At 71.8% G+C, this 26,625-nt stretch carries 29 protein-coding genes; 18 read left to right on the plus strand and 11 right to left on the minus strand.

Going from position 1 to position 26,625, the window contains the following annotated elements; genetic code table 11:
- Positions 1-41: 41 nt before the first annotated feature.
- Positions 42-1,517, plus strand: a complete 1,476-nt coding sequence (gene obgE / locus KBX71_RS27675) for a GTPase ObgE (protein WP_210820742.1) — start codon at positions 42-44, stop codon at positions 1,515-1,517.
- Between the two features lie 70 nt (positions 1,518-1,587).
- A complete protein-coding gene (locus tag KBX71_RS27680; RefSeq protein ID WP_210820743.1) occupies positions 1,588-2,037 on the plus strand; it encodes a GNAT family N-acetyltransferase in 450 nt (149 codons plus the stop codon).
- Between the two features lie 29 nt (positions 2,038-2,066).
- Here the strand turns inward: KBX71_RS27680 and KBX71_RS27685 are convergent, their stop codons facing one another.
- Positions 2,067-2,726, minus strand: coding sequence for a DUF6766 family protein (locus KBX71_RS27685; protein ID WP_210820744.1), 660 nt, complete (start codon positions 2,724-2,726; stop codon positions 2,067-2,069).
- A 56-nt stretch (positions 2,727-2,782) separates the two neighbouring features.
- Entirely contained in the window at positions 2,783-3,274 is a 492-nt protein-coding gene (locus KBX71_RS27690) for a DUF4383 domain-containing protein (protein WP_210820745.1), read from the minus strand.
- 229 nt (positions 3,275-3,503) lie between these two features.
- Here KBX71_RS27690 and KBX71_RS27695 point away from each other — a divergent pair, with 229 nt between their 5' ends.
- Genes KBX71_RS27695 through KBX71_RS27705 form a run of 3 tightly spaced genes read left to right on the plus strand, consistent with a single transcriptional unit; the run spans position 3,504 to position 5,510 of the window.
- A complete protein-coding gene (locus KBX71_RS27695; RefSeq protein ID WP_210820746.1) occupies positions 3,504-4,397 on the plus strand; it encodes a hypothetical protein in 894 nt (297 codons plus the stop codon).
- Between the two features lie 31 nt (positions 4,398-4,428).
- The gene (locus tag KBX71_RS27700) at positions 4,429-4,896 is read left to right on the plus strand and encodes a phage holin family protein (RefSeq protein ID WP_124817451.1); all 468 of its coding nucleotides are present in this window, start codon (positions 4,429-4,431) and stop codon (positions 4,894-4,896) included.
- Positions 4,893-5,510: a DUF3618 domain-containing protein gene (locus KBX71_RS27705; protein WP_210820747.1), complete on the plus strand. Its 618-nt coding sequence runs from the start codon at positions 4,893-4,895 to the stop codon at positions 5,508-5,510. Before KBX71_RS27700 ends, KBX71_RS27705 begins: the two co-directional genes overlap by 4 nt.
- Before the next feature lie 90 nt (positions 5,511-5,600).
- On the opposite strand, the gene KBX71_RS27710 is transcribed toward KBX71_RS27705, so the two are convergent.
- Together KBX71_RS27710 and KBX71_RS27715 are read right to left on the minus strand one after the other, a co-directional pair.
- Positions 5,601-6,596, minus strand: coding sequence for a glycosyltransferase family 2 protein (locus KBX71_RS27710; RefSeq protein ID WP_210820748.1), 996 nt, complete (start codon positions 6,594-6,596; stop codon positions 5,601-5,603).
- 73 nt (positions 6,597-6,669) lie between these two features.
- Positions 6,670-7,917: a cytochrome P450 gene (locus tag KBX71_RS27715; RefSeq protein WP_210820749.1), complete on the minus strand. Its 1,248-nt coding sequence runs from the start codon at positions 7,915-7,917 to the stop codon at positions 6,670-6,672.
- A 144-nt stretch (positions 7,918-8,061) separates the two neighbouring features.
- Between KBX71_RS27715 and KBX71_RS27720 the strand changes: the two genes are divergently transcribed.
- Positions 8,062-8,463, plus strand: a complete 402-nt coding sequence (locus KBX71_RS27720) for a hypothetical protein (RefSeq protein ID WP_210820750.1) — start codon at positions 8,062-8,064, stop codon at positions 8,461-8,463.
- Between the two features lie 120 nt (positions 8,464-8,583).
- On the opposite strand, the gene KBX71_RS27725 is transcribed toward KBX71_RS27720, so the two are convergent.
- Positions 8,584-8,802: a DUF397 domain-containing protein gene (locus KBX71_RS27725; protein WP_124817462.1), complete on the minus strand. Its 219-nt coding sequence runs from the start codon at positions 8,800-8,802 to the stop codon at positions 8,584-8,586.
- Between the two features lie 69 nt (positions 8,803-8,871).
- Between KBX71_RS27725 and pepN the strand changes: the two genes are divergently transcribed.
- Positions 8,872-11,388, plus strand: coding sequence for an aminopeptidase N (gene pepN, locus KBX71_RS27730; RefSeq protein WP_210820751.1), 2,517 nt, complete (start codon positions 8,872-8,874; stop codon positions 11,386-11,388).
- 102 nt (positions 11,389-11,490) lie between these two features.
- Here the strand turns inward: pepN and KBX71_RS27735 are convergent, their stop codons facing one another.
- Together KBX71_RS27735 and KBX71_RS27740 are read right to left on the minus strand one after the other, a co-directional pair.
- Entirely contained in the window at positions 11,491-12,696 is a 1,206-nt protein-coding gene (locus tag KBX71_RS27735; RefSeq protein ID WP_210820752.1) for an FAD-dependent monooxygenase, read from the minus strand.
- Between the two features lie 187 nt (positions 12,697-12,883).
- Positions 12,884-13,627 carry a PadR family transcriptional regulator gene (locus tag KBX71_RS27740; RefSeq protein WP_210820753.1) on the minus strand — a complete coding sequence of 248 codons (744 nt, stop codon included), beginning with the start codon at positions 13,625-13,627 and terminating at the stop codon, positions 12,884-12,886.
- Positions 13,628-13,752: 125 nt separating this feature from the next.
- Here KBX71_RS27740 and nadD point away from each other — a divergent pair, with 125 nt between their 5' ends.
- From nadD to KBX71_RS27765, 5 genes are all read left to right on the plus strand, one after another.
- On the plus strand, positions 13,753-14,349 hold the full coding sequence (gene nadD / locus KBX71_RS27745) for a nicotinate-nucleotide adenylyltransferase (RefSeq protein ID WP_124817466.1): 597 nt from the start codon (positions 13,753-13,755) through the stop codon (positions 14,347-14,349).
- A gap of 110 nt (positions 14,350-14,459) precedes the next feature.
- Positions 14,460-14,867: a ribosome silencing factor gene (rsfS, locus tag KBX71_RS27750; protein WP_124817468.1), complete on the plus strand. Its 408-nt coding sequence runs from the start codon at positions 14,460-14,462 to the stop codon at positions 14,865-14,867.
- Positions 14,864-15,523 carry a histidine phosphatase family protein gene (locus KBX71_RS27755; protein WP_210820754.1) on the plus strand — a complete coding sequence of 220 codons (660 nt, stop codon included), beginning with the start codon at positions 14,864-14,866 and terminating at the stop codon, positions 15,521-15,523. Before rsfS ends, KBX71_RS27755 begins: the two co-directional genes overlap by 4 nt.
- Positions 15,524-15,571: 48 nt before the next feature.
- Positions 15,572-16,426, plus strand: coding sequence for a DegV family protein (locus KBX71_RS27760; protein WP_210820755.1), 855 nt, complete (start codon positions 15,572-15,574; stop codon positions 16,424-16,426).
- 3 nt (positions 16,427-16,429) lie between these two features.
- Positions 16,430-17,203, plus strand: coding sequence for an SDR family NAD(P)-dependent oxidoreductase (locus tag KBX71_RS27765; protein ID WP_210820756.1), 774 nt, complete (start codon positions 16,430-16,432; stop codon positions 17,201-17,203).
- 20 nt (positions 17,204-17,223) lie between these two features.
- Here the strand turns inward: KBX71_RS27765 and KBX71_RS27770 are convergent, their stop codons facing one another.
- Positions 17,224-17,445: a GntR family transcriptional regulator gene (locus tag KBX71_RS27770; protein WP_091409860.1), complete on the minus strand. Its 222-nt coding sequence runs from the start codon at positions 17,443-17,445 to the stop codon at positions 17,224-17,226.
- A 250-nt stretch (positions 17,446-17,695) separates the two neighbouring features.
- On the opposite strand from KBX71_RS27770, the gene KBX71_RS27775 reads away from it, so the two are divergent.
- Positions 17,696-17,899 carry a hypothetical protein gene (locus KBX71_RS27775; protein WP_210820758.1) on the plus strand — a complete coding sequence of 68 codons (204 nt, stop codon included), beginning with the start codon at positions 17,696-17,698 and terminating at the stop codon, positions 17,897-17,899.
- A gap of 229 nt (positions 17,900-18,128) precedes the next feature.
- A complete protein-coding gene (locus KBX71_RS27780; RefSeq protein WP_210820759.1) occupies positions 18,129-18,503 on the plus strand; it encodes a VOC family protein in 375 nt (124 codons plus the stop codon).
- Between the two features lie 40 nt (positions 18,504-18,543).
- Here the strand turns inward: KBX71_RS27780 and KBX71_RS27785 are convergent, their stop codons facing one another.
- Positions 18,544-18,942, minus strand: coding sequence for an integrase (locus tag KBX71_RS27785; protein ID WP_210820761.1), 399 nt, complete (start codon positions 18,940-18,942; stop codon positions 18,544-18,546).
- A gap of 1,182 nt (positions 18,943-20,124) precedes the next feature.
- On the opposite strand from KBX71_RS27785, the gene KBX71_RS27790 reads away from it, so the two are divergent.
- From KBX71_RS27790 to KBX71_RS27805, 4 genes are all read left to right on the plus strand, one after another.
- Positions 20,125-20,961, plus strand: a complete 837-nt coding sequence (locus KBX71_RS27790; protein WP_210820762.1) for a ComEA family DNA-binding protein — start codon at positions 20,125-20,127, stop codon at positions 20,959-20,961.
- A gap of 92 nt (positions 20,962-21,053) precedes the next feature.
- The gene (locus KBX71_RS27795) at positions 21,054-23,396 is read left to right on the plus strand and encodes a ComEC/Rec2 family competence protein (RefSeq protein WP_247684235.1); all 2,343 of its coding nucleotides are present in this window, start codon (positions 21,054-21,056) and stop codon (positions 23,394-23,396) included.
- 143 nt (positions 23,397-23,539) lie between these two features.
- A complete protein-coding gene (gene holA / locus KBX71_RS27800) occupies positions 23,540-24,520 on the plus strand; it encodes a DNA polymerase III subunit delta (RefSeq protein WP_196929925.1) in 981 nt (326 codons plus the stop codon).
- A complete protein-coding gene (locus KBX71_RS27805; RefSeq protein WP_196929926.1) occupies positions 24,517-24,954 on the plus strand; it encodes a hypothetical protein in 438 nt (145 codons plus the stop codon). The genes holA and KBX71_RS27805 overlap by 4 nt, the downstream gene beginning before the upstream one ends.
- 166 nt (positions 24,955-25,120) lie before the next feature.
- Here the strand turns inward: KBX71_RS27805 and rpsT are convergent, their stop codons facing one another.
- Together rpsT and KBX71_RS27815 are read right to left on the minus strand one after the other, a co-directional pair.
- Positions 25,121-25,387, minus strand: coding sequence for a 30S ribosomal protein S20 (gene rpsT / locus KBX71_RS27810; RefSeq protein ID WP_030491765.1), 267 nt, complete (start codon positions 25,385-25,387; stop codon positions 25,121-25,123).
- Positions 25,388-25,624: 237 nt separating this feature from the next.
- On the minus strand, positions 25,625-26,611 hold the full coding sequence (locus KBX71_RS27815) for a phosphotransferase family protein (protein WP_210820766.1): 987 nt from the start codon (positions 26,609-26,611) through the stop codon (positions 25,625-25,627).
- Between the last annotated feature and the right edge of the window lie 14 nt (positions 26,612-26,625).

The following is a 26,625-nucleotide window of genomic DNA, read 5'->3' on the forward strand; positions in this document are numbered from 1 at the left end:
CGCGAAGTGCGAGGTCGGACCTCGCTGGAAGGATTGACGCCGTGGCAACGTTCGTTGACCGGGTCGTACTGCACCTGCAGTCCGGCGATGGCGGGCACGGTTGTGCCTCGATCCACCGCGAGAAGTTCAAGCCGTTCGGTGGACCGGACGGCGGCAACGGTGGGCACGGGGGCAGCGTGTCCCTGGTGGTCGACCCGCAGGTGACCACGCTGCTCGACTTCCACTTCCACCCGCACGTCAAGGCCGACAACGGCAAGGGCGGCGCCGGCTCGAACCGGGACGGGGCCAACGGCCGCAACCTGGTGCTCAAGGTGCCCAACGGCACCGTGGTGCAGACCTCCGACGGCACCGTGCTGGCCGACATGGTCGGCGCCGGCACCACCTTCGAGGTCGCCCGGGGCGGGCGCGGCGGGCGGGGCAACGCCTCGCTGGCCAACGCCAAGCGCAAGGCACCCGGCTTCGCCGAGCTGGGGGAGCCCGGCGACCAACTGGACATCGTGCTGGAGCTGAAGAGCGTCGCCGATGTGGGCCTGGTGGGCTTCCCGTCCGCCGGCAAGTCGTCGCTGATCTCGGTGATCTCCGCCGCGAAGCCGAAGATCGCCGACTACCCGTTCACCACCCTGGTGCCCAACCTCGGTGTGGTCCGGATGGACAACCACACCTTCACCGTCGCGGACGTGCCGGGCCTGATCCCCGGCGCGGCCACCGGCAAGGGGCTGGGCCTGGAGTTCCTGCGGCACATCGAGCGCTGCGCGGTGCTGGTGCACGTCATCGACTCGGCGACCCTTGAGCCCGGTCGTGACCCGGTGGCCGACATCGACGCCATCGAGGCCGAGCTGAGCCAGTACGGCGGCCTGGCCGAACGCCCACGGCTGGTCGCCGTGAACAAGGTCGACGTGCCGGACGGCCGCGACCTCGCCGAGATCGTGCGCCCCGACCTGGAGGAGCGCGGTTACCGCGTGTTCGAGGTCTCCGCGGCCACGCGGGAAGGGCTCAAGGAGTTGACCTACGCGATGGCCGCGCTGGTCGACGCGGAGCGTAAGGCCGCTCCGCCGGCCGAGCCGACCCGGATCGTGATCCGCCCGATGGCGGTGGACGACGACGGTTTCACCATCACGGCCGAGACGGACGGCTCGTTCACCGTCCGCGGCACACGGCCGGAACGCTGGGTCAAGCAGACCAACTTCGACAACGACGAGGCGGTCGGCTACCTGGCTGACCGGCTGGCCCGGCTCGGGGTGGAGGACAAGCTGGCCAAGGCCGGCGCGCAGCCCGGTGACCTGGTCCGGATCGGTGCGCGCGAGTTCGACTGGCAGCCGACGCTCTTCGCCGGGGTGGACTTCGTACCCGGCAACCGGGGCACCGACGTCCGCCTGGAGGAGAAGTCGAACCGGGCCTCCGCCGCGGATCGGCTCGCCGCCCGGAAGGCTCGTCGGGTGCGGTCGGCCGACGAGGTGGGCGCGGACGCGTCCGACGACCTCGACGCCGACCTCGACGACGAGGACGACGCCGAGTAGTTCGCTGCGCTCCGTGACGGGGTTGATTGCCGGAAACCTCCCCGAAATCCACGCGTCCTAGCGTGGGGTGATGTTGATCGAGTCCCGGCCTGCCATCGATCCGGAGATCGCCGCCATGGTCACCGCGCAGCAGCGTGAGCTGCGCGAGGCCGATGGTGGGTTGGACGGGCAGGTCTTCGTCCCCCATGACGACGTCCGCTACCTGGCGGTGGTGGTGAACGGTCGGGCAGTCGCCTGCGGTGGGCTCCAGGCGCTCGATGCCGAAACCGGTGAGATCAAGCGGATGTACGTCCGGCCCGCGTACCGGGGGCGGGGGATCGGTCGTCAGTTGCTCGCCGCGCTGGAGGAGTGCGCGTTCCGGCAGGGGCACTCGGTGGTCTGCCTGGAGACGGGCACCTACCTGCCGGCCGCCATCGCCTTGTACACCTCGTGTGGCTATCAGGGGATCCCGGTCTACGGCGAGTACGTGGGCAACCCGTACAGCGTGTGTTTCGCCAAGCGGTTGCCGGTCGCGGCCTGACTGTCGTCGCCGTGGCCGCGACCGCCGTTTCAGGCGCCGGTGGTGGCGTGCGCGACGGTCACCGGCTTCGACTCCGGCGAGGCGTGCTGGCGCAGGACGATGCTCAGCAGGATCAGCGCGCCGACCGCGAGGAACTCGCTCTGCCAGTTCTGCATGGACTGGAACCAGAAGTCACTGGTGCCGAGGAACTCCCACGCCCCGATCGGCGGCGCTCCGCTCTGCAGCGCCTGCTCCTGGTTGTACGCGGCGGTGCCACCGAACAGGTGACCGACGAACGAGCCGGCGAAGATCAGCAGCAGTGCGAGGGAGAGGCTGTTCCGGTAGATCACCAGCGGCAGGCCGCCGACGCGTACCGGCCAGGGTGACTGCGGGGTCGCCCGGCGCGCGTCGTCCTCGGGCCGGTCGGTCTGGTCCATCGGCTTCGACTCGGCCGAGCCCCGCTGCACCAGGTACGCGGTGAGGAGCACGTACCCGCCCATCTGGAGGAACTCCGACTCCCAGTTCTCGAAGACCGACTCGGCGAAGTGCCCACTGGTCAGGTACGCGGGCCAGCTCAGCGGCACGGCCCCGAACTCGGTCAGCTCCTTATTGTGGGTCTGCCAGCCGAAGACGCTCTGTAACACCAGAAAGACCAGGAACGCCCCCAGCATGGCGACGGCCAGGGCGTTTTCACGCAGCCAACGAGGCATGATCGCACCTCCTTCGCCTGTCGATTACCCCTGCGGGCGCGACCACGAAACCCAGGTCAGTGCCGGTCGGCGGGGCTGTCCAGGCGTCCGCCGGTGCCCGCCTGGTTCGACAGCAGCAGCCCGAGCGCGAGCATCCCGAAGCCGAGCGCGAGGTGCAGCCAGTTGTCGTTGTCGTTGACCGGCAGGATGTTCGCCCCGCCCTCCGGGTTGATCGCCTCGATCGCCAGGCCGTACAGCCAGAGAGCGAGGTAGATCGCGCCGCCGGCGGCCAGGAACACGCGGGCGCCGGCCACGCTGCGGGCCAGCAGCAGGCCGGCCAGCCCGAAGATCAGGTGCACCGCGTTGTGCAGGATCGACACCTGGAACAGCCCGAGCAGGTCAGCTTCCGAGTGGTGCCCGGCGAACCGCAGCTCGCCGTAGTCGGTGGTGATGCCGGGGATGAAGCCGAGAACGCCGATCAGCAGGAAGACCCCGGCCACGACCAGCGCGGCCAGCTGCACCCGGGATCGGGGGCGGGCCCCTCGGCCTCCCCGTGCGTCTCGTGCCATCGCTGCCCCCTCCGTGGATCTGCCGGCCTCGCGAACCTCACTGTCCGCGGCGGCGACGTGACGCAGCCCGACGATCCTCCATTTTGAAGTCCATCCGGTGGGCCGCGCAGAGAAATGCACGAAGAGGTATGGAAGCGAGAACGCAGGGTAGGTGAATGGTCAGCGGCGGCGGCAACGCGCCGCATCCCCCCAGCACAACCGCGACGACTTTCTGAGCGGAAGGGAAATCATGACTTACGATCTTTCACCTACGTCCTCCACGTACGGGCAGCAGTCGACAAACGGCGGTGGCGTCCGGGACCAGGCGCGCCAGGTCGGGTCCGAGGCCGCGCAGGCTGGTGGCGCGGTCGCCCAGACCGCCAAGGAGCAGGGCACCGAGGTCGGCCGTGAGGCGGCCCGGCAGGCCCGCAACCTGTACGGCGAGGCCCGCAGCCAGCTCGCCAGCCAGACCGGTGAGCAGCAGCGCCGAGCCGCCGGTGGGCTGCGTTCCCTGGCCGAGGAGATGCGCTCGATGGCCGAGCAGGGCGGCCAGGCCGGCCCGGTGACCGAGCTGGCCCGTCAGGCCGCCGACCGGGTGCACGGCGTCGCCGGTTGGCTCGAGCAGCGCGAGCCCGGCGACCTGATCACCGAGGTCCGCGACTACGCGCGGCGTAACCCGGGCACCTTCCTGGTCGGCGCGGCGGTGCTCGGTGTGCTGGCCGGCCGGCTGACCCGTGGCATCTCGGCCGCCGGCGACGACTCCGGCAACGGTTCCTCGACCTACCGGGGCGCCGGGGCGTACGACCCGGAGCAGACCGCCGTGATCCCGACGCAGCCGCCGGCGCCCCGCGCGGTGCCGGACGCCGTTCCGCCGGGCGGCTACCTCGACCCGACCCCCGGTACGCACACCCCGCCGACGTCCGGTGGCTACACCGATCAGGCGCCCGGCACCTCCGCCGACCCGGCGCCCGGTAACTACGCCGACCCGGCCCCCGGTAACTACGCCGACCCGGCCCCCGGCGGCTACGCGGAGCCCGATCGGGGCGACTACCCGGAGCACTCCGGCACCGGTCAGCCGTTGCCGCCGGTGACCCAGACCGATCCGCTGCCGGGCGTGCCGTCCAGCGGCAGCCCCCGCCCGTGAGCCGCCGAGTCATCCGAAGGGAGACGACGGCATGAGCATGCCGACGCAGGGGTCCGGACTGGACTCCGGGTACCACCCCGACGCGGGTGCCCCGCACAGCGCGGCGGAGGTGAAGAGCAGCTCGCTGGGTGACCTGATGCGTCAGGTCACCACCGACCTGTCGACGCTGATGCGTCAGGAGGTCGAGCTGGCCAAGGCCGAGATCCGCCAGGAGGGCAAGAAGGCCGGCAAGGCCGCGGGCCTCTTCGGCGGTGCCGGCTTCGGCGGCTACATGGTGGCGCTCTTCGTGTCCATCGCCGTCTGGCAGTTCCTGGACAACGTCATGGACTCCGGCCTGGCCGCGCTGATCGTGGCCGTGATCTGGGCGGCGGTCGCCGCGGTCCTCTACTCGATGGCCAAGAAGAACGCCCAGCACGTACGCGGGCTCAAGCAGACCAACGACAGCGTGCAGCGGATCCCCGACGCGCTCAAGCCGCACCCGGAGGGAGTCACCCGATGAGCACCGATCCCGATCAGATCCGCCGGGAGATCGAAGCCACCCGTAACAGTCTCAGCTCCGATGTGGATGCGCTGGCGTACAAGGTCAGCCCCAGCCGCATCGTCGACGACCGCAAGCAGCGGGCCCGTTCCGCTCTTCAGAATGTGAGGGACAAGGTCATGGGAACCGCGTCTGACCTCGGCGACGGCACCGGCCAGGCCGCCCACTCGGTGGGTGACCGCGCCTCGTCGGCGGCGTCCAGCGTCGGCGACGCCGCGCAGTCGGCGGCGGCCACTGTCAGCGACGCCGCGCACAGCGCGCCGCGGGTGATCCGGCAGAAGTCCCAGGGCAACCCTCTCGCCGCCGGCTTGATCGCGTTCGGGGTCGGCTGGCTGGCGTCGTCGCTGATCCCGGCCTCCCGCCGTGAGCAGCAGGCCGCCACCCAGGTGAAGGCCAAGGTCAGCGAGCACAGCGGAGCGGTGAAGGAGAAGCTGGGCGAGGTGGCCAGCGAACTGCGCGAGCCGGCCCAGCACGCCGCCGAGTCGGTGAGGTCCTCCGCTCAGGACGCCGTGCACGCGGTCAAGGACGACACGAAGTCCGCCGCCCACCAGGTCAAGGACCACGCCGCCCCCTGACCCCACCACGACGGCTCGCGGTCACCCCCCGGGGGTGACCGCGAGCCGTCGCGCTCCACCCACCCCCGACCTTCCCGCGCGATCTTGCACTTACGGTTGGCTTTTTGTCGCTTCTAGGGTGTTTCGCACCCGCAGAAAGTGCAAGATCGCGCGGGTTTGGGGGGCGGGGGTCGCGGCTCGGCGGATTCGGGTCTCGCCATAACGGACGCCGCCTCGCAGGAAGCGTTGGGCGACCGCGAGCCAGCTGCAGATGCCACGCTCCAACAGCCAGAGCGGGGCTGCCAGGGCTGTGGTCGGCGGGAAAACACGGCATCCGTCGGCGCGGCGGCGACCCGTCTCGGCCAGGGCGACGACCACGGCCACCGCGCCGAGCAGCAGCCTGGGCCGGTGCGACGCGACCGCCGCCGTCAGCGCCGGCAGCACCGCGAGCGCGGTCAGCAGGCGAGCCGGCTGAGCCAGATCGTCGTACGCCTGACGGACCCGTTGACCGCGGAAGTGCGCGGCGTCCGGAGGCAGCCGGCGGACGTACAGCCAGGCTGGGGCGGCCTCGGTGCCGCCATAGCCGCGCACCGTGCGGATCAGCTCCAGGTTCTCGAAGAGCACGTCCGGGTCGTACCCGCCCATGGCGAGGAAGGTGCTGCGCCGCACGGCGAGGGTGCCCGGGTAGTCCGCTCCGAGTGCCCGGTTGAGCAGCGTGCGGCCGGTGTCCCACCAGGAGTGCCAGGGCATCGGGTCGAAGTAGTTCTGCGGTCGTACCAGGTCGGCCCGGCCCAGCAGCCGGTGTACGGCGGTCAGCGCGGCCTCGTCGTACCGGACGTCGTCGTCGGCGATCACCACGTGCTCGTGGCCGGCCGCACGGACGCCGGTGCGTACGCCGAGCACCTTGCCGTTGAGTCCGTGCTCGCTCGGGTCCGGTGGGAGGTGCCGGACCAGCCCTCGCCACGCCTCGGCGTGCCGGGCAAAGAGGTCCGGAGGCGAGCCGTCGACCACGAGCACCTCGACCCGCTCACCCAGCCAGCGCAGGTAGTCGGTCAGCTCGGCCAGGCCGGTGTCGGTGTGCCAGCGCAGCGGCAGCACGTACGTCATCGGTAGGAGGGTCGGTGGGGCGCCGGTCCGCCGTACCGCCTCGTCACCTCGACCACGCACGATCGTCGCCCCCTCAGGCGGCGCGGTGGACGTCGGTGAGGGTCAGCCCGAGGGGCGGCAGCGCGGGCATCCGGTGCAGGTCCAGGGCCAGGTTCTGGACGGGCACCTCGTAGCGCATGGTGGTGGCCAGGTTGGTGACCGCCCGCTTCATCAGGTCGATGGTGATCCACTCGCCGGCGCAGCGGTGCCCGGCCCAGTGGTCGCCGCCGCCCTGCGGGATCAGCTCGAACGGGTCCACCCGGCGGCCGGCGAACCGCTCCGGGCGAAACAGCTCCGGTTGCGGCCAGAGTGTCGGGTGGTGGTTGGTGCCGTAGAGATCGAGCAGCACCCGCCGGCCCTTCGGAAAGTGGTGGCCCTGCCAGTCGAAGGACCGCCGGACCCGGGCCGCCGCGATCGGAAAGAACGGGTAGTAGCGGCGTACCTCCTGGACGAACTGCTCGGTGGCCTCGTCGTCGTCACGGACCCGTTCCCGCCAGGCCGGATGGTCGTGCAGAGCGAGCGCGGCGAAGGTCATGTACTGGTCGACGGCGACCACCGGGCGCAGCACGTTGAGCAACTCCACCGCCGCGATCCGCCGGGGGAGGAGGTTGCCGCGCCCGTCCCGGTGTTCGGCGATCACGGCCAGGGCGCTGCCGGCCGGCGCCGGAGCGAAACCGACCCGGGTCCGTTCGATGAGGTCGGCGAGCCACCGTTCGGCGCGGTACCGGGCGAGCCGTCCCCGCCAGTGGCGGGGCCCGATCACCGCCGGGGCCTCGATCATGGCGTGCAGCTCGACGGCGCGCCGCTCGACCTGCGACGCGGGAAGCGGCACCCCGGCCCAGGCGCAGACCACCCGGGTCAGCATCCGACCCAGCTCGTCGTAGAGCGACACCGGAGCGGCGCCCTCCCAGGCGGTGATCCGGGCCTGCCACTCGTCGTCGAAGAGCTGGCCGAGCCGCTGGATCGCGGCCGGCGTCATGATCGACATGAACATGGCCTTGCGGTCGGAGTGCTCCGACCCGTCCAGCCCCTGCACCCCACCCCGACCGGTCAGGGTCCGCTGCACGCGCAGCGGCATCGCGGTGGCGCGTTGGAAGCGGTCGTTGTCGTAGAACAGTTCCGCCGCCGGCCGACCGCGCAGGCAGATGGTCGGGGCGAGCAGGATCCGGGTCCGGAAGACGTCGCTGCCGTACCGCTCGCAGCGCTCGCCGATGAACCGGTAGCCGGCGCGGAGCAGCGCGAGAGTGCTGTCCGGGCTGCGGTCGGCCGGCATGGTCGCCATCGGGTCTCCTCACGCGCGGGTGCGGTTGGTCGCCTTTACCACCGCGCTTACCCCCGTCGACGCCGCTGAACCCCGCGCGGCTGGCCCCTCCCGGGGGCGGCGGAACCTGGTTTGCTGCTGGTGGGACAACCACGGGGAGGGCGGATGCGCGACAACAGATCGCCGCACTGGCGGCAGAGGCGAGCGGCCGGAGCACTGGGCGGAGTCCGCGACGGGCGGTCACTCATCGGGCCGCCTCGGCGGCCCACCCGCCCGCACCGGTTCTTCACAGTGCACCTGGGCTTCACCGCGCCCGGCCCGGCCGAGGCGCGCGAGCTGGCCGTGGCGTACGCCGAGGCCCTGAGCCTGCTCCGCTCGGAGGTGGCACTCGGGGCGGCGGCCCTGTCACCGGCGGACGCCTGGCAGCGGGCCGAGCGGCTGTTCTGCGGCGCGGTCGGCCCGGACGGGGAGCGCTGCGTCGACGTGGCCGACCATCCGGGCTTCCACCACGCCCCGGGGCCCGGTGGCCTCGGCTGGGGCGACGGCGACGGCCCCGGTGATGGTTGACCGGCGGTCCCGGGCGGTCGATCCGGGAGTGCGTCGACCAGCCCGCCCGCGTGGCCGCGCCGGTGTCCCGACCACGGGCACCGGCACGGCGACCCAACGCCGACGGGTCGGCGGGCACGATCAGTCCAGGTCGAACTCGCCGTCCTGCGCTCCGGCCACGAAGGCGTCCCACTCGGCCTGGGTGAAGACCAGCACCGGCCCGTTCGGCTCGGCGGAGTTGCGCATCCCGATCAGGTCGTCGACGAAGGCGACCTCAACGGCGCTGTCGGAGGTGTCCCCCTCGGCCCGCTGCCAGACCGCCCGTGAGAGGTCGAAGTCGCCCTTGGGGTGCTGCGCCATTGTTCTTTCCTCCAGTGCCGAGGGTCGTGTGGTGACCGGGTGCCGATCCCCATCGGGCAGGATAAGCGGATGCCGAGCCTGACCCGTGTAGAGGCGACCGCGCGTGGCGCGGCGATTACTGTCGAGTCCTATCAGGTGGACCTCGACCTGACCGGTGACGGGGAGTTGTTCCGCTCCCGCGTCGAGATCCGGTTCCGGGCCACCGTCGGCGCCTCGACCTTCGCCGAGGTCAAGCCCGCCAAACTGCTCGGCGTACGCCTCAACGACCGCGACCTCGATCCCGACCTGCTCACCGACAACCGGCTGCCGCTCGACGACCTGGCCGTGGCGAACACGCTCATCGTCGAGGCCGAGATGGCATATTCCCGGACGGGGGAGGGGATGCACCGCTTCGTCGACCCGGCCGACGGTGAGACCTACCTCTACGCCGAGTCCTTCCTCGACAACGCGCCGCGCATCTTCGCCGCCTTCGACCAGCCCGACCTCAAGGCCCCGGTCAGGCTCTCGGTCACCGCGCCGCCGCAGTGGATCGTCGCCGGCAACGCCGAGCTGGCCGCCAACCCGGCCCCCGGTCGCTGGGAGTTCGCCCCGAGCGCGCCCCTGGCCACGTACTTCTTCTCGCTGATCGCCGGGCCGTACCACGTCCGGCGGGCCGAGCACGACGGCATACCGCTGGGCATCTACTGCCGCCGGTCACTCGCCGAGCACCTGGACGCCGACGCCGACGAGATCTTCACCATCACCCGGCAGTGCCTGGACCGGTTCCACCAGCTCTTCACCGAGCGCTACCCGTTCGGCAAGTACGACCAGGCGTTCGTGCCCGAGTTCAACGCCGGCGCGATGGAGAATCCGGGTCTGGTCACCTTCCGCGACGACTACGTGTTCCGTTCGGTGGTCACCGACACCCAGCGCGAGCAGCGGGCCGGCACCATCGCCCACGAGATGGCCCACATGTGGTTCGGTGACCTGGTCACCATGCGCTGGTGGGACGACCTGTGGTTGAACGAGTCCTTCGCGGAGTACCTCGGCACCCGGGTCACCGCCGAGGCGACCCGATTCGGTCAGGCCTGGACGACCTTCGCCATGCGCCGCAAGGCCTGGGGGTACGCCGCCGACCAGCGGCCCTCCACCCACCCGATCGCGCCGCAGGAGGTCGCCGACGCCGAGGAGGGCCTGCTCAACTTCGACGGCATCTCGTACGCCAAGGGGGCCAGCGTCCTGCGGCAGCTGGTCGCGTGGCTCGGTGACGAGGCATTCCTCGCCGGCCTGAACGCGCACTTCGCCGCGCACCGCTTCGGCAACGCCACCCTCGCCGACCTGCTGGCCAGCCTCTCCACCAGCAGCGGACGGGACCTGTCCGACTGGGCCGAGCTGTGGTTGCGCCGACCGCAGGTCAACACCCTGCGTGCCGAGGTCGCCGTCGACGCCGAGGGCCGCTACACCGAGGTGGCCGTGGTGCAGACCGCGTCCGAGTCGTACCCGGTGCTGCGCCCACACCGGATCGGCGTGGGCCGCTACTCGGCGGACGGCACCGGGCGGCGCGACGAGGTGGACATCGACCCGAGCGTCGACGGAGGCCGGACCGTGCTCGGCGTGCTGGCCGGCGAGCCGGCGGCCCGGCTGCTGCTGCTCAACGACGGCGACCTCACCTTCGCGAAGGTACGCCTCGACCCGGCGTCGGCGGACGCCGTCGCGCAGGTGCTGCCCGGTCTGACCGACCCGCTGGCGAGGGCGCTGCTCTGGCGCGAGGCGCTGGACGCGGCGACCGACGGCGAGCGCCCGGTCACCGGCCTGGTCGACCTGATGGTCGCCGCGCTGCCCGCCGAGTCCGAGGTGATCATCGCGGAGGACGTGCTGACGCTCAGCCGGTCCCTGGTCGACCGCTACCTCGACCCGCTGACCCGCTCCACGGCCCTGGCCAGGGTGTCGGGGGCGTGCCAGCGGCTGCTCGATGGCGCGCCGGCCGGGGAGTCGCTGCAGCTGGCCGCCGCGCGGGGTTGGATCGCCGCGACCACCGACGCGGATCTGCTCGTCGGTTGGCTCGCCGGCCGGGACGTGCCGGCCGGTCTGACGGTCGACGCGGAACTGCGCTGGTCGGTGCTGCGCCGACTGGTGGTGTTGGGCGCCGCCGGCGAGGCGGAGATCGCCATCGAGGCCGCTGCCGACAACAGCTCCACGGGCGCGCAACGGGCCGCCCACTGTCGGGCGGCCCTGCCCGACCCGGCAGCGAAGCAGGCGACCTGGGAGATCATCCTGCGGGACACCGGGCTGTCCGGTCGGCTGCTGGAGGCGATCGCCGAGGGGTTCTGGCAACCCGAACAGGCCGAGCTGACCGCCGCGTACGTCGATCGGTACTTCGCGGAGATGCCGGCCGCCGCGCACCGGCGTACCCCCTGGACGGCCGACCGGGTGGCGGCCCTGGCGTTTCCCCGCTACGCCGTGGCGCAGCCCACCCGGGAGGCGGCCGCGGCACTGCTGGCCCGCGACGACTTGACTCCCGGCCTGCGTCGCGTGGTGACCGACGCCGACGACGACCTGCGCCGCGCGCTGGTCGCCCGGACGGCGACGGCCGCCGCCTCGGCCTGACCGCTGCCCGCGCGGCCTGACGTCGTCGGGTGGCCGGCGCGGGCTGGCCCGGCGCGGGCGGGGCGCTGCGGGGTGGCTGGCCGGCCATCCCGCAGCCACCGCTCAGCGCAGGGCGGGCTCCGCCGTGACCGGCGCGTCCCAGTCGATGACGTAGCGCTGCTCGTCGGCGACGGTCTTCTCCGGGTCCAGCACCGTGCGCACCATCAGCGGCATCAGCAACGGCATCAACGTCCGCGCGACCGCACCGGGGGCCTTCGCGTGGTTGATCCGGGCCGCCCGGGCCGCGACCTTTTCCACCCGGGTACGACGCAGCCGCACGTACGCGGCGAACGCCGCCTCGACGTCCGGCAGGTCACGCAGGCAGCGGGCGAGTTGGACCGCGCTCTCGATGGCCAACGACGCGCCCTGGCCCGAACTGTTCGACGGCGCGTGCGCCGCGTCGCCGACCAGCACCATTCTCCCCCGATGCCAGTGCGGCAGGGGCGGCATGATCTGCAACGACCCGACCACCTGGAGGTCGTCGGCGTCGCTGGTGGCGACCAACTCCCGGCCGGGGTCGTCATCGCCGTAGGTGGCGCGCAGCGTGTCCAGCCACTGCTCCGCCGGCACCGCCCGGGCCTCGACGAGGCTCATCGGCCGCTGCTGCGGCAGGTTGGCCCCCCACCGGGTGCCGCCGCCGGGCTCCGGCCAGTACAGGTAGTAACCGCGTCGGCCGAACGCGAACGTCATAGTGCCCGGCTCGGCGTCCACCTCGTGGCGGGCGACTGCCTCGAAGCCGAGCAGCCCGGTGAACCGGGGGCCGGGCGCGGCCGGGTCGATGAGACCCCGGACCGTGGAACGGATCCCGTCCGCGCCGACGAGGATGTCGGCGGTCGCGGTGCTGCCATCCTCGAAGCGTGCGGTCACGCCGTCGCCGGTCTGCTCGGCGCCGACCAGCCGCTTGCCGTACGCGAACGGCACGCCCTCGGCGAATGCCTGGTCGTGCAGCACCTGGTACAGCTCGGCCCGGTGCACCACGTGCAGCGGCGGCACCCCGGTCAGCGTGGGCATGGCGATGCGGCGGCGGCCGACGGCCAGAGCGCTGCGGTCGATCGGTGTGGCGATCGCCGTCACCGCCTCGTGCGCACCGACCGTACGCAGAGCCGCCACGCCGTTTGGCGCGAGGGCGAGGGTGCCGCCGATGCCGCTGGCCGTGGTCGGGTACGCCTCGTAGACGGTTGCGGTGATGCCGGCGCGGCGCAGCGCGAGCGCTGTCACCGGCCCGGCGATGCCGCTGCCGATGACGATCGCTGTTCGTACCGTGGTCATGCTCTCTCCCTGGTTGTGGTCGTTGGCGCGCGGGCGCGGACCTGGTGTGGTCGGTGCGCGGGCGCGCGGACCTGGGAGGGAGCCCGGTTATCCTCGTGGTTGCCGCTTCGGGCCGGGTGCCTTCCCAGGCGTCGGTTCGGGGTCAGGGCCCCGGTGAGGTGTTGGCGCACCTCGCCGGGGCCGCTCTTCAGCCGGTGGTGTCGCCTCTCCGGCTGCTGCTGTCGGGGCGTTCGGAGCTGTCGGGGCTGGCCTCCGGGGTGTGGGTGGTTGGGGTGTCGGAGTTGGCCTTCGGGGGGTTCGTTCTCTCGGCCAACTCGGTCAGCTCGGCCGGCATCTCGCCTGTCTCGTGGAAGGTCCGCCAGGTGTCCAACCCGGGGTAGCTGCCCGAGGTCAGCTCGGCAAGCAGCGCCCGCAGCCAGGCCGCCTCCGCGTCCCGCATGGCGAGGTCGTACTCCGACTCCACCAGGAACAGTCGCGGGATCTCCCGCAGGTGCGCGTCGAGCGCCTCGCGGTCCTGGCGGATCGCGGCCTCCAGCAGATCGAGCCGTTGTCGCAGCAGGTCGGTGGCCTCGTCCGGGTGCAGCGCGGCGAGCACTGACAACCCGGCCCGGAAACGGGGATGCTCCGCCATCGGGGTGGAGACCAGCTCGCGGGCCCAGTCGACCAGCTCCGCCCGCCCCGCGTCGGTGATCCGGTAGACGGTGCGTTCCGGGCGTCGGCCCTCGCGCACGCTCTCCACCGCCTCGATCAGGTGGTGTTTGTCCAGGTTGCCGATCACCGTGTAGAAGGATCCCCACTTGAACTCCATGTCCTGGTCCTTGCCCCAGGTACGCAGTGCGGTGGCGATCTCGTACGGGTGCATCGGCCGCTGGACCAGTGCGGACAGCACGGCCAGCGCCAGCAGGTTGCCGACCTTGCGCCGCTTCGGCACGATGACCCCCTCGCTCGTCGACGGTTACTCGTCGACGAATATACGCCGACGGCCGGAGTCGGCGCGACCCCAGTCTGCGGACGGGCCGGGACGGTCGGCCACGACGCTCGGCCTACGATCACTGGGTGGAGGAAGATATCCGGCGGATCGGGATCATGGGTGGCACCTTTGACCCGATTCACCACGGGCACCTCGTCGCGGCCAGTGAGGTGGCGGACCGGTTCGGCCTGGACGAGGTGGTCTTCGTCCCCACCGGGCAGCCGTGGCAGAAGGCCGACGAGCCGGTCAGCCCGGCCGAGGACCGGTACCTGATGACCGTGATCGCCACCGCCTCGAACCCTCGCTTCCAGGTCAGCCGGGTCGACATCGACCGCAGTGGCCCGACCTACACGGTCGACACGTTGCGTGACCTTCAGGCCGAGTACGGCCCGAAGGTGCAGTTGTTCTTCATCACCGGCGCGGACGCCCTGCAACGCATCCTGTCCTGGAAGGACCTGGACGAGATCTTCGAGCTGGCCCACTTCGTCGGCGTGACCCGGCCGGGTTTCCCGTTGACCGACAAGCACCTCCCGGCGGACACCGTCAGCCTGATCCAGGTGCCCGCGATGTCCATCTCGTCGACCGACTGTCGCGCTCGGGTCGCCAGGGGTGAGCCGGTCTGGTACCTGGTGCCCGACGGTGTGGTGCAGTACATCGCCAAGCGGAGCCTCTATCAGCGCTGAACGCGCCCCTTATGCCCAGGTTCGTGGCCCTAACCGACCAGAACTGGACGATCGGGGTGCCGGCGGGTATGAGACGCTTGGAGGATCGCACGCTTGATCGAAGGAGAACGGTGACAGTTTCCGAACGCGCTCACGAGCTGGCTATCGCGGCCGCCCAGGCCGCCGCCGACAAGAAGGCGCAGGACATCACGATCATCGACGTCGGCGACCAGCTCGCCATCACCGACGCGTTCGTGCTCGCCGCCGCCCCCAACGAGCGTCAGGTGCTGGCCATCGTCGACGCCATCGAGGAGAGCCTGCTGGAGCTGCCGGACAAGGCGAAGCCGGTGCGGCGCGAGGGCGAGCGTGGTGGCCGTTGGGTGCTGCTCGACTACGTCGACATCGTGGTGCACGTCCAGCACACCGAGGAGCGCGAGTTCTACGGGCTCGACCGCCTGTGGAAGGACTGCCCCACCATCCCGTTCGTCGACCGCGACCTGGTCGAGGCCGACGCCAGCGGGTCCGCCGCCGCCGAATGACCCGGCTGATCGTCTGGCGGCACGGCAACACCGACTGGAACGCCGCCAACCGCGTCCAGGGGCAGACCGACGTACCCCTCAACGAGCTTGGTCGCGACCAGGCCCGCGCCGCCGCGCCGCTGCTCGCGGCGCTGCGACCCGACGCCATCGTGGCCAGCGACCTGAGCCGCGCCGCGGAGACCGCCGCCGCGCTCGCCGCGCTGACCGGGCTTCCGGTACGCACCGACGCCCGGCTGCGCGAGCGGCACTTCGGCCAGTGGCAGGGTCTGCACCTCACCGAGGTCGCCGAACGCTTCCCCGAGGAGTACGCGCGCTGGCGGGCCGGCGACCCCGACCCGGGCGCGGATGTGGAGCCCCTGCACGACCTCGGCGAGCGGGTCGGCCTCGCGCTGCGGGAGGCGGCCGAGGCGCCACCAGGCGGCACGGTGGTGATCGCCACCCACGGTGGCGGCTCCCGGCAGGGCATGGGCCACCTTCTCGGCTGGGACACCGGCGTGCTGCGCTCCATCGGCTCGTTGGCCAACTGCCACTGGAGTGAGCTGCGGCACGACGACCGCGCGCCGGCCATCGGGCGCCCGCAGGACGTCAGTGGGTGGCAGTTGCGGGCACACAACGTCGGCCTGATCACCGCCCCGGTCGCCGTCGACGCGATCTGAGCACTCGCGCCTCGGCGTTCGCGGCCTCGATCGGCTAGCGTGCCGGGCATGCCCGTCGCGGTTGTCATCGACTCCACCGCCTACCTTCCGCCCGAGCTGGTGCAGGCGCACCGGCTGACCGTCGTGCCGTTGACCGTCGTACTCAACGGAGCGGAAGGGCTGGAGGGGGTGGAGACCCAGCCGGCCGACGCGACAGTGGCACTGAGCGCCCGCCGGGTCACGGCGACCACCTCCCGCCCGGCACCCGAGCAGTTCGCCCGCACGTACCGCCGACTGCTCGACGCCGGCGCCGATGGGATCGTCTCGGTGCACCTCTCCGCCGCGCTGTCCGGCACGGTGGAGGCCGCCCGGCTGGCCGCCACCGACCTGGACGGCCGGGTCGAGGTCGTGGACAGCCGCTCGGCGGGAATGGGGCTGGGCTTTCCGGCCATCGCCGCCGCCATCGCCGCCGAGACCGGCGGCGACCTTGCCGGGGTACGCGACGCGGCGCTCGCCGCCATCGCCCGCACCACCGTCTGGTTCTACGTCGACACGCTGGAATTCCTGCGCCGGGGCGGCCGGATCAACGCGGCCGAGGCATTGGTCGGCACCGCGCTGTCCGTCAAGCCGATCATGCACATGCCGGACGGGGCGATCGTGCTGCGCGAGAAGGTTCGCACCGCCAGCCGGGGAGTGGCCCGTCTCGTGGACCTTGCCGTCGAGGCGGCAGGCGACGACGACGTGGATCTCGGGGTGCACCACCTGGCCGCACCGCAACGGGCCGAGGCGTTGCGCGCCGCGCTGACCGAACGGTTCGGCGACCGGCTGCACGACACGTACGTCTCCGAGGCGGGTGCCGTCGTCGCCGCGCACGCCGGGCCCGGCCTGGCCTGCGTGGTCGTCCACCGCCGACCGGAGGGCTGAGCCGTGTCCACGTCGTGCGTGGTGACCGGTGGCGGTCGCGGTGTCGGCCGGGCGGTGGTGGAACGGCTGGTGGCGACCGGCGCCACCATCGTCGTACTGGAACGCGACGCCGCCGCGGTCGACTGGTTGGCCGGCCATCCGGCCGCCGATCGGCTCGTCCCGGTGGTCGGCGACGCCGCCGACGAGCAGGTGGCCGAGCGCGCCGCCGAACTGGCGGACCGCGCCGCGCCACTGACCGGCTGGGTGAACAACGCGGCGGTGTTCCGCGATGCCACGCTGCACTCCGCGTCGGCCGACACGGTGCTGGACCTGATCAACGTGAACCTGCGCCCAGCCGTGGTGGGCGCCGCAGTCGCCGTCCGCCGCTTCCTGGCCCGCGCCGCCGGTGGCGCGATCGTCAACGTCTCGTCCCACCAGGCCCGTCGACCGGTGTCAGGCGCCCTGCCGTACGCGACGGCGAAGGCCGCCGTGGAGGGGCTCACCCGGGCACTGGCAGTCGAGTACGGGCGGCACGGCATCCGCGCCAACGCCGTCGCGCTCGGCTCGATCGCCACCGAGCGGCACGCCGAATTCCTCGCCACGCAGGAGCCCAACCAGGCCCAGTGGATCGACGCCGAGCTGACCCGGCTGCACCCGGTGGGCCGCATCGGGCGGGCCGAGGAGGTGGCCGAGGCGGTCGCGTACCTGCTGTCGCCCGCGGCGAGCTTCGTCAACGGGGTGACGCTGCCGGTGGACGGCGGACGAGCCGTACTCGGCCTCGACCCAGAGGCCCGCTGACCGCCTAGACCGCTCGGCTTCTAGCTGTCGGCGACGAAGACGCCCTGGCCCTGCTGACCGTAGATCAGGTTCCGCTCGTGCAGTTCCTTGACGGCTCGATAGGCCGTGGAGCGTGCCACGTTGTACAGCTCGCCGATCTCGGACACCGACGGCAGTTGTTGGCCGGGCGAGTATTCGCCTGAGCGGATCTTCTGCTCGATGTCATCCGCCACGCGGCGGTAGTGCGGTGGTCTCGTTGGCATGAGCGGTTCTCCCGGACTTCAGCGGAGATCATGTTTCCAGCCCGGGTGTGATCGAGGCAAGGCGACAACGCGGCAAAGTGGAGACAGTGAGAACTTGACTACACCGAGACAGTGGATACAGTGAGACAGTGACCGGGTGCTCCTGGACTTCAGCACTCCTGAGGTATCCGGTCTGCCCGCCCTGAGGGAGTGCACCGCAAAGCCTCGGCCCCCAGGGCGGGCTACTTCGGATCGCGCGGAGGTGCCGACCATGCCAATCGATGAACCGGTGTCCACGGCGACGGAACTGTTCACGGCCAAGCGGGTACTGGATGCTCACTGGACTCGGGCACTCCACCGGCCGTGGCGGGCGGGCGGGTGCCTGGAGTGCCGAGGGCGCAACGAGTGCCGACAACTCGACTGGGCGTTGGCGCTCCTGGCAGAGGTCGCCGCGGTCATGCTCCAGAAACGGTGAATGAGCCCGCCCACGCCGCTGTGTTAGCCTCCGTGCGCGCCCCAGATGGGCCTACCCCCCGGAGGTTCTGGCTACTTCAGCCACCACGCCGAGATCGATGCGATGTACGCGTCTCTCGTGCGGGATCCGGGGCGTCGGTGCCCTCGGGGCTTTGTCATCTGCGTGGCTGGGTGAACGCTGTGGGCTTCCGGTCGGGTCTTCGGATCGACCGGGAAAGAAGACGGTACGCATGACAGTCACGTTCAACCACACCATCATCGCCAGCAAGGACAAGAGCGCCTCGGCCGCGTTCTACCGGGAGCTGTTCGAGCTGCCGGAGGCGCCTTCATGGGGGCCGTTCGCCAACGTCCAACTGGACGAGGGTGTGCTGCTCCAGTTCGCCGAGCCGCCGGTGGACATCCAGATGCAGCACTACGCGTTCCTCGTCGACGACGAGTTGTTCGTGCGGTGCCTGGCGTTCGTCGAGGGGCGTGGCATCACGTACTGGGCCGACCCGCAGCTGAAGCGGGAGGGGGAGACCAACACCGAGCACGGTGGGCGGGGCTTCTACTTCTTCGACCCGGTGGGACACGCCATCGAGATCATCACCCGGCCGTACCTGTAGCAGGCCCGGCGGCCGGTCGGGCACTGTTGCCCGCCGGCCGTCAGCCTCGCTGCTGAGCCTCGTGGGCCGTGCGGTCGGCGCTCTCGCCCGGGCGTACGGGATTGGTCAGCTGGAACCCCGACGCCGCGAAGCTGGCCCCATGCTCGCGGTCGGACAGCACGAACGTTCCGCCCCGCTGCTCTGGCTGCCAACCACTCTTCAGACCACAGATGATGACGGCCCGCACGTCGGCGGGTGTGGGGTAGCCGTCGTCGACAACGTACGGCCCGGGGGCCGACAACAGATCCGCTTCGAGCTTCTGGCTGTTCTTGCCGCCGCTACCCCAGGCCCGGACGTAGACCGCCCGGTGGTGGAAGCCATCGATCTGTACGCGGTGCAGCGCCGCGCGCCACGTGTAGGTGTGCCCGTCGATGTGTATCTGCCGTAGTCGAGCCCGCATCCGAGCCACCTCCGATCCTTCAAGATCGATGGGACGTACCCTACGCCGCACTCCCCAATCGTCTTCGTCGTGCTCGCCGTCCTCTGCATGCTGGCCGGGCGGCCCCTGCCCGCCGATGACGTCCCTCGACCGTGGAGACCGGCGGGACGATCCGACGCCACCGTCTGAGCCATCGCCAGCGATGCTGGCGCGGGAGTGTCCGTCGGTCTTTGCCTGCCGGACCTACTCTGCGCCCATGGGGGATCTGCGCGTTCGTCGATGGATCAATCCGCTGGCCGGGGTGTATCTGTTGGTGTTTACCGTCACCGAAGCGATCGGTGCAGTGGGAGCGACAACCTGGATCCGACCCGGGGACGCAATCATTCCGACCCTCCTGCTGTGGTGCGTCTCCTTGGCGGTGGCCGTGCGGGTGACCTCGCCCGGGATGCCACCGCACGTGGTCCGACTGGTCCTCGCTTGGCTGGTCAGCGCCTTCTTCGTGCTCATGGTTGCCGCGGGACTGTGGTCGTCTGTTCTCCACCATCGCGGCGAGCGGGTCGTAGCCACAGTCATATCCGTGCGAGACGGCAGCGAGAGGCCCCGGCAGCTGTACTATACTCTCGCCGATCAGGACAACCCGCGCATTCGCGGGGAATTGGGGCGTTGGCCAGGGAACCCCGATGGAGCGCCGGACAAGCCGGAGGGGGTAGTGGGACAACACGTCACTGTGGTGCGTGACCCTGAAGGCCTGGTCCACCCACGGTTGCCGGAAGAACTCGTCGAGAGCACGACCGGATGGATGCTCTGGCCGGGCATCTTCGTTATCACAGCAGTGCTCAGCATGCTGGCCGCCGGCCGGCGCATCGATGACGGAAGGACAAAGTCGGGTCGCCGACGACCTTCCAGACGCTCTGCTGCCAAGATTGGCCCTCGCCCGCGGCGGAAGCGCAGGCGGGGCAGGACCGGTCGGCACAGTTCCGGTCCGCCGCGCTTGGAGTCCTCGCCTCGCCAGGCCCGCCGCCAATCCTGAACCGTGGCTTGGTTCTTCTCTGGCGTCCAGGGCCAGCCCTGACCGGGCCAGGTCAACATTCTGCCCCGTAGCAGATCGAGGCTTGATCAGGTAGTTGTCCACAGTGGCGATAGTTGTCCACAGGACGGCGTCGCCCCCGTCCACCGTCCCGGCCGCCGCCATAGCGTCGCGATGTGTCGCACGACGAGGAGACAGAGGTACGCCAGCGCCTGCGCCGGCTGACGGAGACGGTTGTCGTCCCGCTGACCCGGACCGAGGCGTCGCTCGCGGGCGTACCCCCGTTTGGCGTGCCGCCCGGCGCGCCGTCTCCGGACGTGCGGTCGGCCCAACCGGCGCAGGCCTCTGAGCTGGTGCCGGGCGGCCTTGCGGTGGTGTCTGAATCGCGGTTGCCCGGGCCTGGGGCGTTCGATCCCGGGCGCAGGGGGGTGCGGGCGTTGGCGGTGGTCGCCGTGGTGGTGCTGTTGGTCGCGGCCGGTTGGGCTTGGCGATCCCGGCCGCAGTCGGAACCGGTCGCCCCGCTGTCCCGCGAGACTGCATCGGCTGCGCCGGCGGGTGACCTCAGCGCGTCCGGGTCCGGCGAGCTGGTGGTGGCGGTGGCAGGAAAGGTCCGCAAGCCCGGTCTGGTACGCCTGCCGGCCGGCTCCCGTCTCGCCGACGCGGTGCAGGCAGCCGGCGGCGCGCTGCCCGGGGTCGACGTGGCGCTGCTCAACCCCGCCCGCAAGGTCACCGACGGTGAATTGATCGTGGTCGGGGTGACGCCACCACCGGGGCCGGGGGGCGCGGCCGGGCCTGTGGCGGGCGGCGCGGCACCCGCCGCCGGTCCGGTGAACCTCAACACCGCCACCCTGGCCCAGCTCGACGCGTTGCCCGGGGTAGGGCCGGTCCTCGCCCAACGGATCCTCGCCCATCGGGATCAGCACGGCGGGTTCAAGTCCGTTGGCGATCTGCGCCAGGTCGACGGGATTGGTGACGCCCGGTACGAGCAGCTCAAGGACCTGGTGACGGTGTGAGCGCCCACCGCGCCACCGACGAGCGGGAGCCGTCGAGCACAAGGGCTGGAAACGACCCGAGCGTTGCCCACGACCAGACGTCGCCGCCAGATCTGCGGCTCGCCGGGTTGGCGGTGGCCGCCTGGCTCACGGCGCTCGCCGGCCTGCATCTCGGCACCCGCACGCTGTTGCTGGTCGGCGGCGCCGCCGTCGTCCTGACGGTGCTCAGCGCCCTGTACCTGCTCGGTCACCTCGGTCGTTGGCCTCGGGCGACGGCTCACCGCTACGGCTGGATCGTCGTCGCGGTCGGTCTCGGCGTGGTCTGCGCAGGGGCGGCCACCGCTGCTCGGCTCGCCATCCGGGACACACCGCCGATCCGTGTCCTGGCCGAGCAACGCGCTCCGGTGACCGCCGACCTGGTCGTCCGGGACGATCCACGCCCGATCCGGAGCGCCGGGCGGCCAGGCATGTTGCTGGTCTCGACCGAACTGGTTCGGCTCACCGGCCCGGATGGTCGGCGGATCCATGCGTCGGTGCGGCTGCTCGTCCTGGCCACCGACCCGGCGTGGCGGGGTCTGTTGCCCGGGCAGCGCCTCACCGCCGACGGCCGGCTCGGCGTACCGCGCGGTGGCGACCTCACCGCGGCGGTGCTCAGCACCAACGGCCCACCGGAGCGGCACGGTGCGCCGTCCTGGGCGCAGCGCGCCGCCGGGACGCTGCGTACCGGCCTGCAACGCGCCTGCGCGCCGCTGCCCGACGACCCCGGTGGGCTGCTGCCCGGTCTGGTGGTGGGCGACACCAGCCGACTGCCACCCGCCGTCGAGGAGGAGTTCCAGGCCACCGGGATGACCCATCTCAACGCGGTCTCCGGCTCCAACGTCGCGATCGTGGTGGGTGCGGTGTTGTTGCTGGCCCGGTGGTCACGGGCCGGTCCGTGGCTCGCCGCCGGGCTGTGCGGGGTGGCGCTGGTGGGGTTCGTCATTCTGGTCCGCCCGTCGCCGAGCGTCGTACGAGCCGCCACGATGGGAGCGATCGGTCTCGCCGCGCTCGCCGCCGGTCGTCCCCGCGCGGCGTTGCCCGCGTTGGCCGCCGCCGTGACCGTGCTGGTGCTCGTCGACCCCGAGCTGGCCGGGGACCCGGGGTTCGCGCTCTCCGTGCTGGCCACCGGTGGCCTGCTGCTGCTCGCGCCACGCTGGCGGGACGGGTTGCGGCGGCGAGGCGTCCCACCGGGGCTGGCCGAGGCGTTGGCCGTGCCGGCGGCCGCCCAACTTGCCTGCGGCCCGGTCGTCGCCGGAATCTCCGGCACGGTGAGCCTGGTGGCGGTACCGGCCAATCTGCTGGCGGTGCCGGCCATCGCGCCGGCGACCGTGCTGGGCGTGCTGGCGGCCATGATGTCGCCGATCTGGCCGGCCGGTGCCGAGTTCGTCGCGTGGCTGGCAAGTTGGCCGGCCTGGTGGCTGGTGATCATCGCCCGGCAGGGTGCTCGACTGCCGGGCGGCACCCTGCCGTGGCCGGGCGGGGTGCCCGGTGCCCTCCTGCTGACCGGGCTGACCGTTGCGTTGCTGATCGCGGTGCGCCGGCCACTCGTACGTCGGCTGGTGGCGGTTGTCGGTGTCGCCGCCGTGCTGGGTGCCCTGCCGGTTCGGCTGATGGCAGCCGGTTGGCCGCCCGCCGGCTGGGTGGTGGTGGCCTGCGCGGTGGGCCAGGGCGACGCCCTGGTGCTCCCGGTCGACCCCGGCCGGGCCGTGGTGGTGGACGCCGGGCCGGAACCGGGTGCGGTGGACGGTTGCCTGCGTCGGCTCGGCGTGCGGGAGGTGCCCCTGCTGGTGATCAGCCACTTCCACGCCGACCACGTCGGCGGGGTGGCCGGAGTGTTTCGGGGTCGGCGGGTGGGTGCCGTGCTGACGCCGTCGTCGACCGACCCGGAGAGCGGCCGGGACCTGGTCCGGGCGGCGGCCACCGGCGGGCGGGCAGCGCTGCTGACCACGGTGGCCGGCGCTCGCCATCCCGTGGGCGGGGTCGACCTGCTGGTGCTCGGCCCGCCGTACCCGCTGGCTGGGACGAGGTCCGACCCCAACAACAACTCGCTGGTGCTGCGCGCCACGGTGGCCGGGGTGCGGATCCTGCTGGCCGGCGACGCGGAGACCGAGGAGCAGCACGCGATGGTGACGCGGGCGGCGCCCGGCCAGTTGCGGGCGGACGTGTTGAAAATCGCGCACCACGGGTCGGCGTACCAGGACCCGGGCTTCCTCGACGCGGTGCGGCCATCGGTGGCGCTCGTGCCGGTGGGCACGGGCAACACCTACGGGCACCCGAGTCCAGGGTTGCTTGCCCGACTGAGCAGAGGCGGCGTGCGGGTGCTGCGTACCGACACGGACGGCGATGTGGCGGCGGTCCGAACGGGCGACGGTCTGGCGGTGGCCCGACGAGGGGTGCCCGCAGGCCGACAACCCTGATCAAGGCGGCGGGCCGTCCATTGAGCGGGTGACTTGTGGATTAAGCGAGGAATTGGGGTTGATGTCTGGATTTGCGCTGTGTGCGGGCTGCGCCGATCAAGCAGCGAATGAGCAGGCACGATCCCGCCGCAGGCCGTGCGAATATGGGCGACGTGACCCCCGCCAGCCTCGCCCCCATTCTGCTCGTCCTCGGTGACGAGGAACTGCTCGCCACGCGCGCGGTCACCGAAGCTGTCGCGAAGGTTCGCAGCGTCGACGCCGAGGTGGACGTCCGCGAGTACCAGGCCAGTGCGCTCACCGTCGGCGAGATCGCCGAGATGCTCAGCCCCTCGCTGTTCGGCGGACGGCGGCTGCTGGTCCTGCGTTCCGGCCAGGACGCCCGCAAGGATCTGGTCGCCGCGCTGTTGGCGTACGCGAAGAACCCCGACCCGGACGTCCAACTGCTGGTGCTGCACCTGGGCGGTGCGAAGGGCAAGGCGTTCGCCGACGGTCTGCGGGCGGCCGGCGCGACTGTGGTTCCGGCCGGCAAGCTCAAGGGGCACCGCGACCGGGTTACCTTCGTCCGCGACGAGATCCGCCGGGCCGGCGGGAAGTGCACCGACGACGCCGCCGAAGCGCTCATCGCCGCGGTCGGCAACGACCTGCGCGAGCTGGCCGCCGCCTGCTCCCAACTGATCGCCGACACCGACGGGCGGATCAGCGCCGAGACGGTCTCCCGTTACTACCGGGGCCGGGTCGAGGTGACCGGCTTCACGGTGGCCGACGCCACGATGGTCGGCGACGTGCCGGCGGCGCTTGAGGCACTGCGCTGGGCCCTGCATGTCGGGGTCGACCCGGTGCCCATCGCCGACGCCCTGGCCGACGGCGTGCGCACTGTGGCCCGGGTGGCATCGGCCGGACGAGGTAATGCGTACCAGCTCGCCAGCAGCCTCGGAATGCCCGCCTGGAAGATCGAACGGGCGCAGCGGCAGGCGCGGGGCTGGACGCCGGAGGGCCTGGTCCGGGCCATGCAGGTCGCCGCCGAGTGCAACGCGGCCGTCAAGGGCGGCTCCGACGACAGGGCGTACGCCCTGGAACGTGCGGTCTTCTCCGTCGCGGCGGCCCGGCAGGGCAGCACCAGGTGACGAGGGCGAACCGCCCAGTGTGGGCAACCATCGGAGTGGACGAGGAGCGCTACCGGCCGCTCTACGCCCGGCTCCTCGGCCTGCGGTTCGTCAACCCCGGCGGGGTGCTGTGCTTCCTCTTCTTCGAGGGCGCCATCGCCCTGGCGGTGCTGCTCGCCCTCGCCGAGTTGGTCAGCTGGTGGGCGGTGCTGGTGTTGCCGGTCGTGGTGGCGGCCATGGTCAAACTCAACGACATGGTGGCCGCGGTCGTTGTCCGTTCCGCCGCGCTCGTGCCCGAGCAGGAACGGGACCGGTTTCGCCGGCAGATGGAGCCGGCGGTCGGGCGAGCGCAGGTGGAGTGGATCCTGCACAGCGTGCCCGGCGTCGTCGTGGCGACGGACACATCGCCCCCGCACACCGACGCGCCGACGCGCCCACCGACGCACTCGTCGTAGATCTTGGAGCGGAACGGCCCCTCTTGGGGCACTTTCCTTCCAAGATCTCAAGGCGGGCGCGCTAGGCGGGCATGCTGCCCTGGGGGCTTAGACGGCCGGCCGCTGGACACACGAAAGCCCCGGGCCTGGGCCCGGGGCTTTCCGAATCAGTCTGACGGTGAAGTCGTCAGGCGGAGAGCGACACCACGCGCTTTGCGATCGCGGACTTGCGGTTCGCGGCCTGGTTGGAGTGGATCACGCCCTTGCTGACGGCCTTGTCCAGCTTGCGCGAGGCGTCCAGCATGAGCGCGGTCGCCTTCTCGACGTCACCGGCCTCGGCAGCCTCGTGGAACTTCCGGACGGCGGTCTTCAGCGACGACTTGACCGACTTGTTGCGCAGCCGGGCCTTCTCGTTCTGCCGGTTGCGCTTGATCTGGGACTTGATGTTCGCCACGCGACAGCCTCGTCTTGATAGCTCGGGTTGGTCAGCTTATTGCGCGTGATGACGAACATGCGTCATCGCTGCGCGAAGAGCCAGGTTACCAGGTCGCCCGGGACGAGCCAAAACGGCTCGGCCTTCGCGCGGACGGACCCGGCCCGTCGGGGACCAGGTTACGCCCTCGACCAGGGCGGCGGCTCACCCGCCAGCCGAGCGGCAGCCCAGCTCGCGTCCCCGCCAGCCCCGTCCGCTTCACCGCCAGCCCTGGCGGCGGGCCAGCCAGTCGAGCGACTGCTCGCCGCTCCATCGCTGGTGGGCGGGTAGGTGTGGTGAGGCCGTCGGCGGTGCCGCCGCAGCGCCGGTGAGGTAGTAGCCGGCCAACGCGGCCAGGGTCGCGTCCAGGGCGTCCGGGGGCGCGCCGGCGGTGGCCGGGTGCGCGGCGAAGAGGCGATCCGCGTCCAACCCGCTGGCGTACGCGGTGAGCAGCAGGCCGGCCACGTCGAACCAGGCCGGCCCGGAGCAGACCCAGGTCCAGTCGCAGAACCAGGCTCGGCCGTCCGCGCCGATCAGCACGTTGTCGACCCGCAGGTCGCCGTGGATCAGGCCGGTCGCCCCATCGGCGTACCGGGGGAGGAGGGACTCCAACTCCACCAGCTCGGGCAGCCGGTCCAGGAGCGGCGCGGGCAGTGGCGGGCTCGGCTCGCGACCGGCGGCGACCTCCTCCCACCAGAGGATGTCCGACCGGGCCAGGTCGGCCAGGCGCGGCAGGCCGAGCGCGGTCAACTCGGCCGGCGGGTCGGTCAGGGCGGCGGCGACCTGCGCGTACCCGGCGAGGGTTGCGTCCAACTCGGCGGGCGCCCAGGGCAGGCGCGGGGTGTGCCCGTCGACGGCGTCGGTGCAGAGCACGAACCAACCGGCCGCGGAGAGGGTCCACCGGGGGCGGGGCGCCGGCAGGTCCGCCGGCAGCCGGTCCAGGATCGCGGCCTCTCGGGCGTACCAGTCGACCAGATGCGGTTGCTCGGCGGCGGGTGCGGCCTTGACGAAGGCCCGACCACCGTCGGCGGTGTCGAGCACGGCGGCGAAGCCGCGGGTGAAGCCCGCGCCCGCGACCCGGGCGGTGACCACCGGCGCGCCCAGCCGTTCGGCGACCGCGGCCCGCAGCGCCGCCGGTAAGGCCGGCCACGACGGGCGCAGGGCGCTCGCGTGGTACGGCACCGGCGGCAGCAGGGGAGGGGACATCCCACCATGCTGCC

Source organism: Micromonospora sp. D93 (assembly GCF_018070365.1).
GTDB classification, from domain to species: Bacteria; Actinomycetota; Actinomycetes; order Mycobacteriales; family Micromonosporaceae; genus Micromonospora; species Micromonospora ureilytica.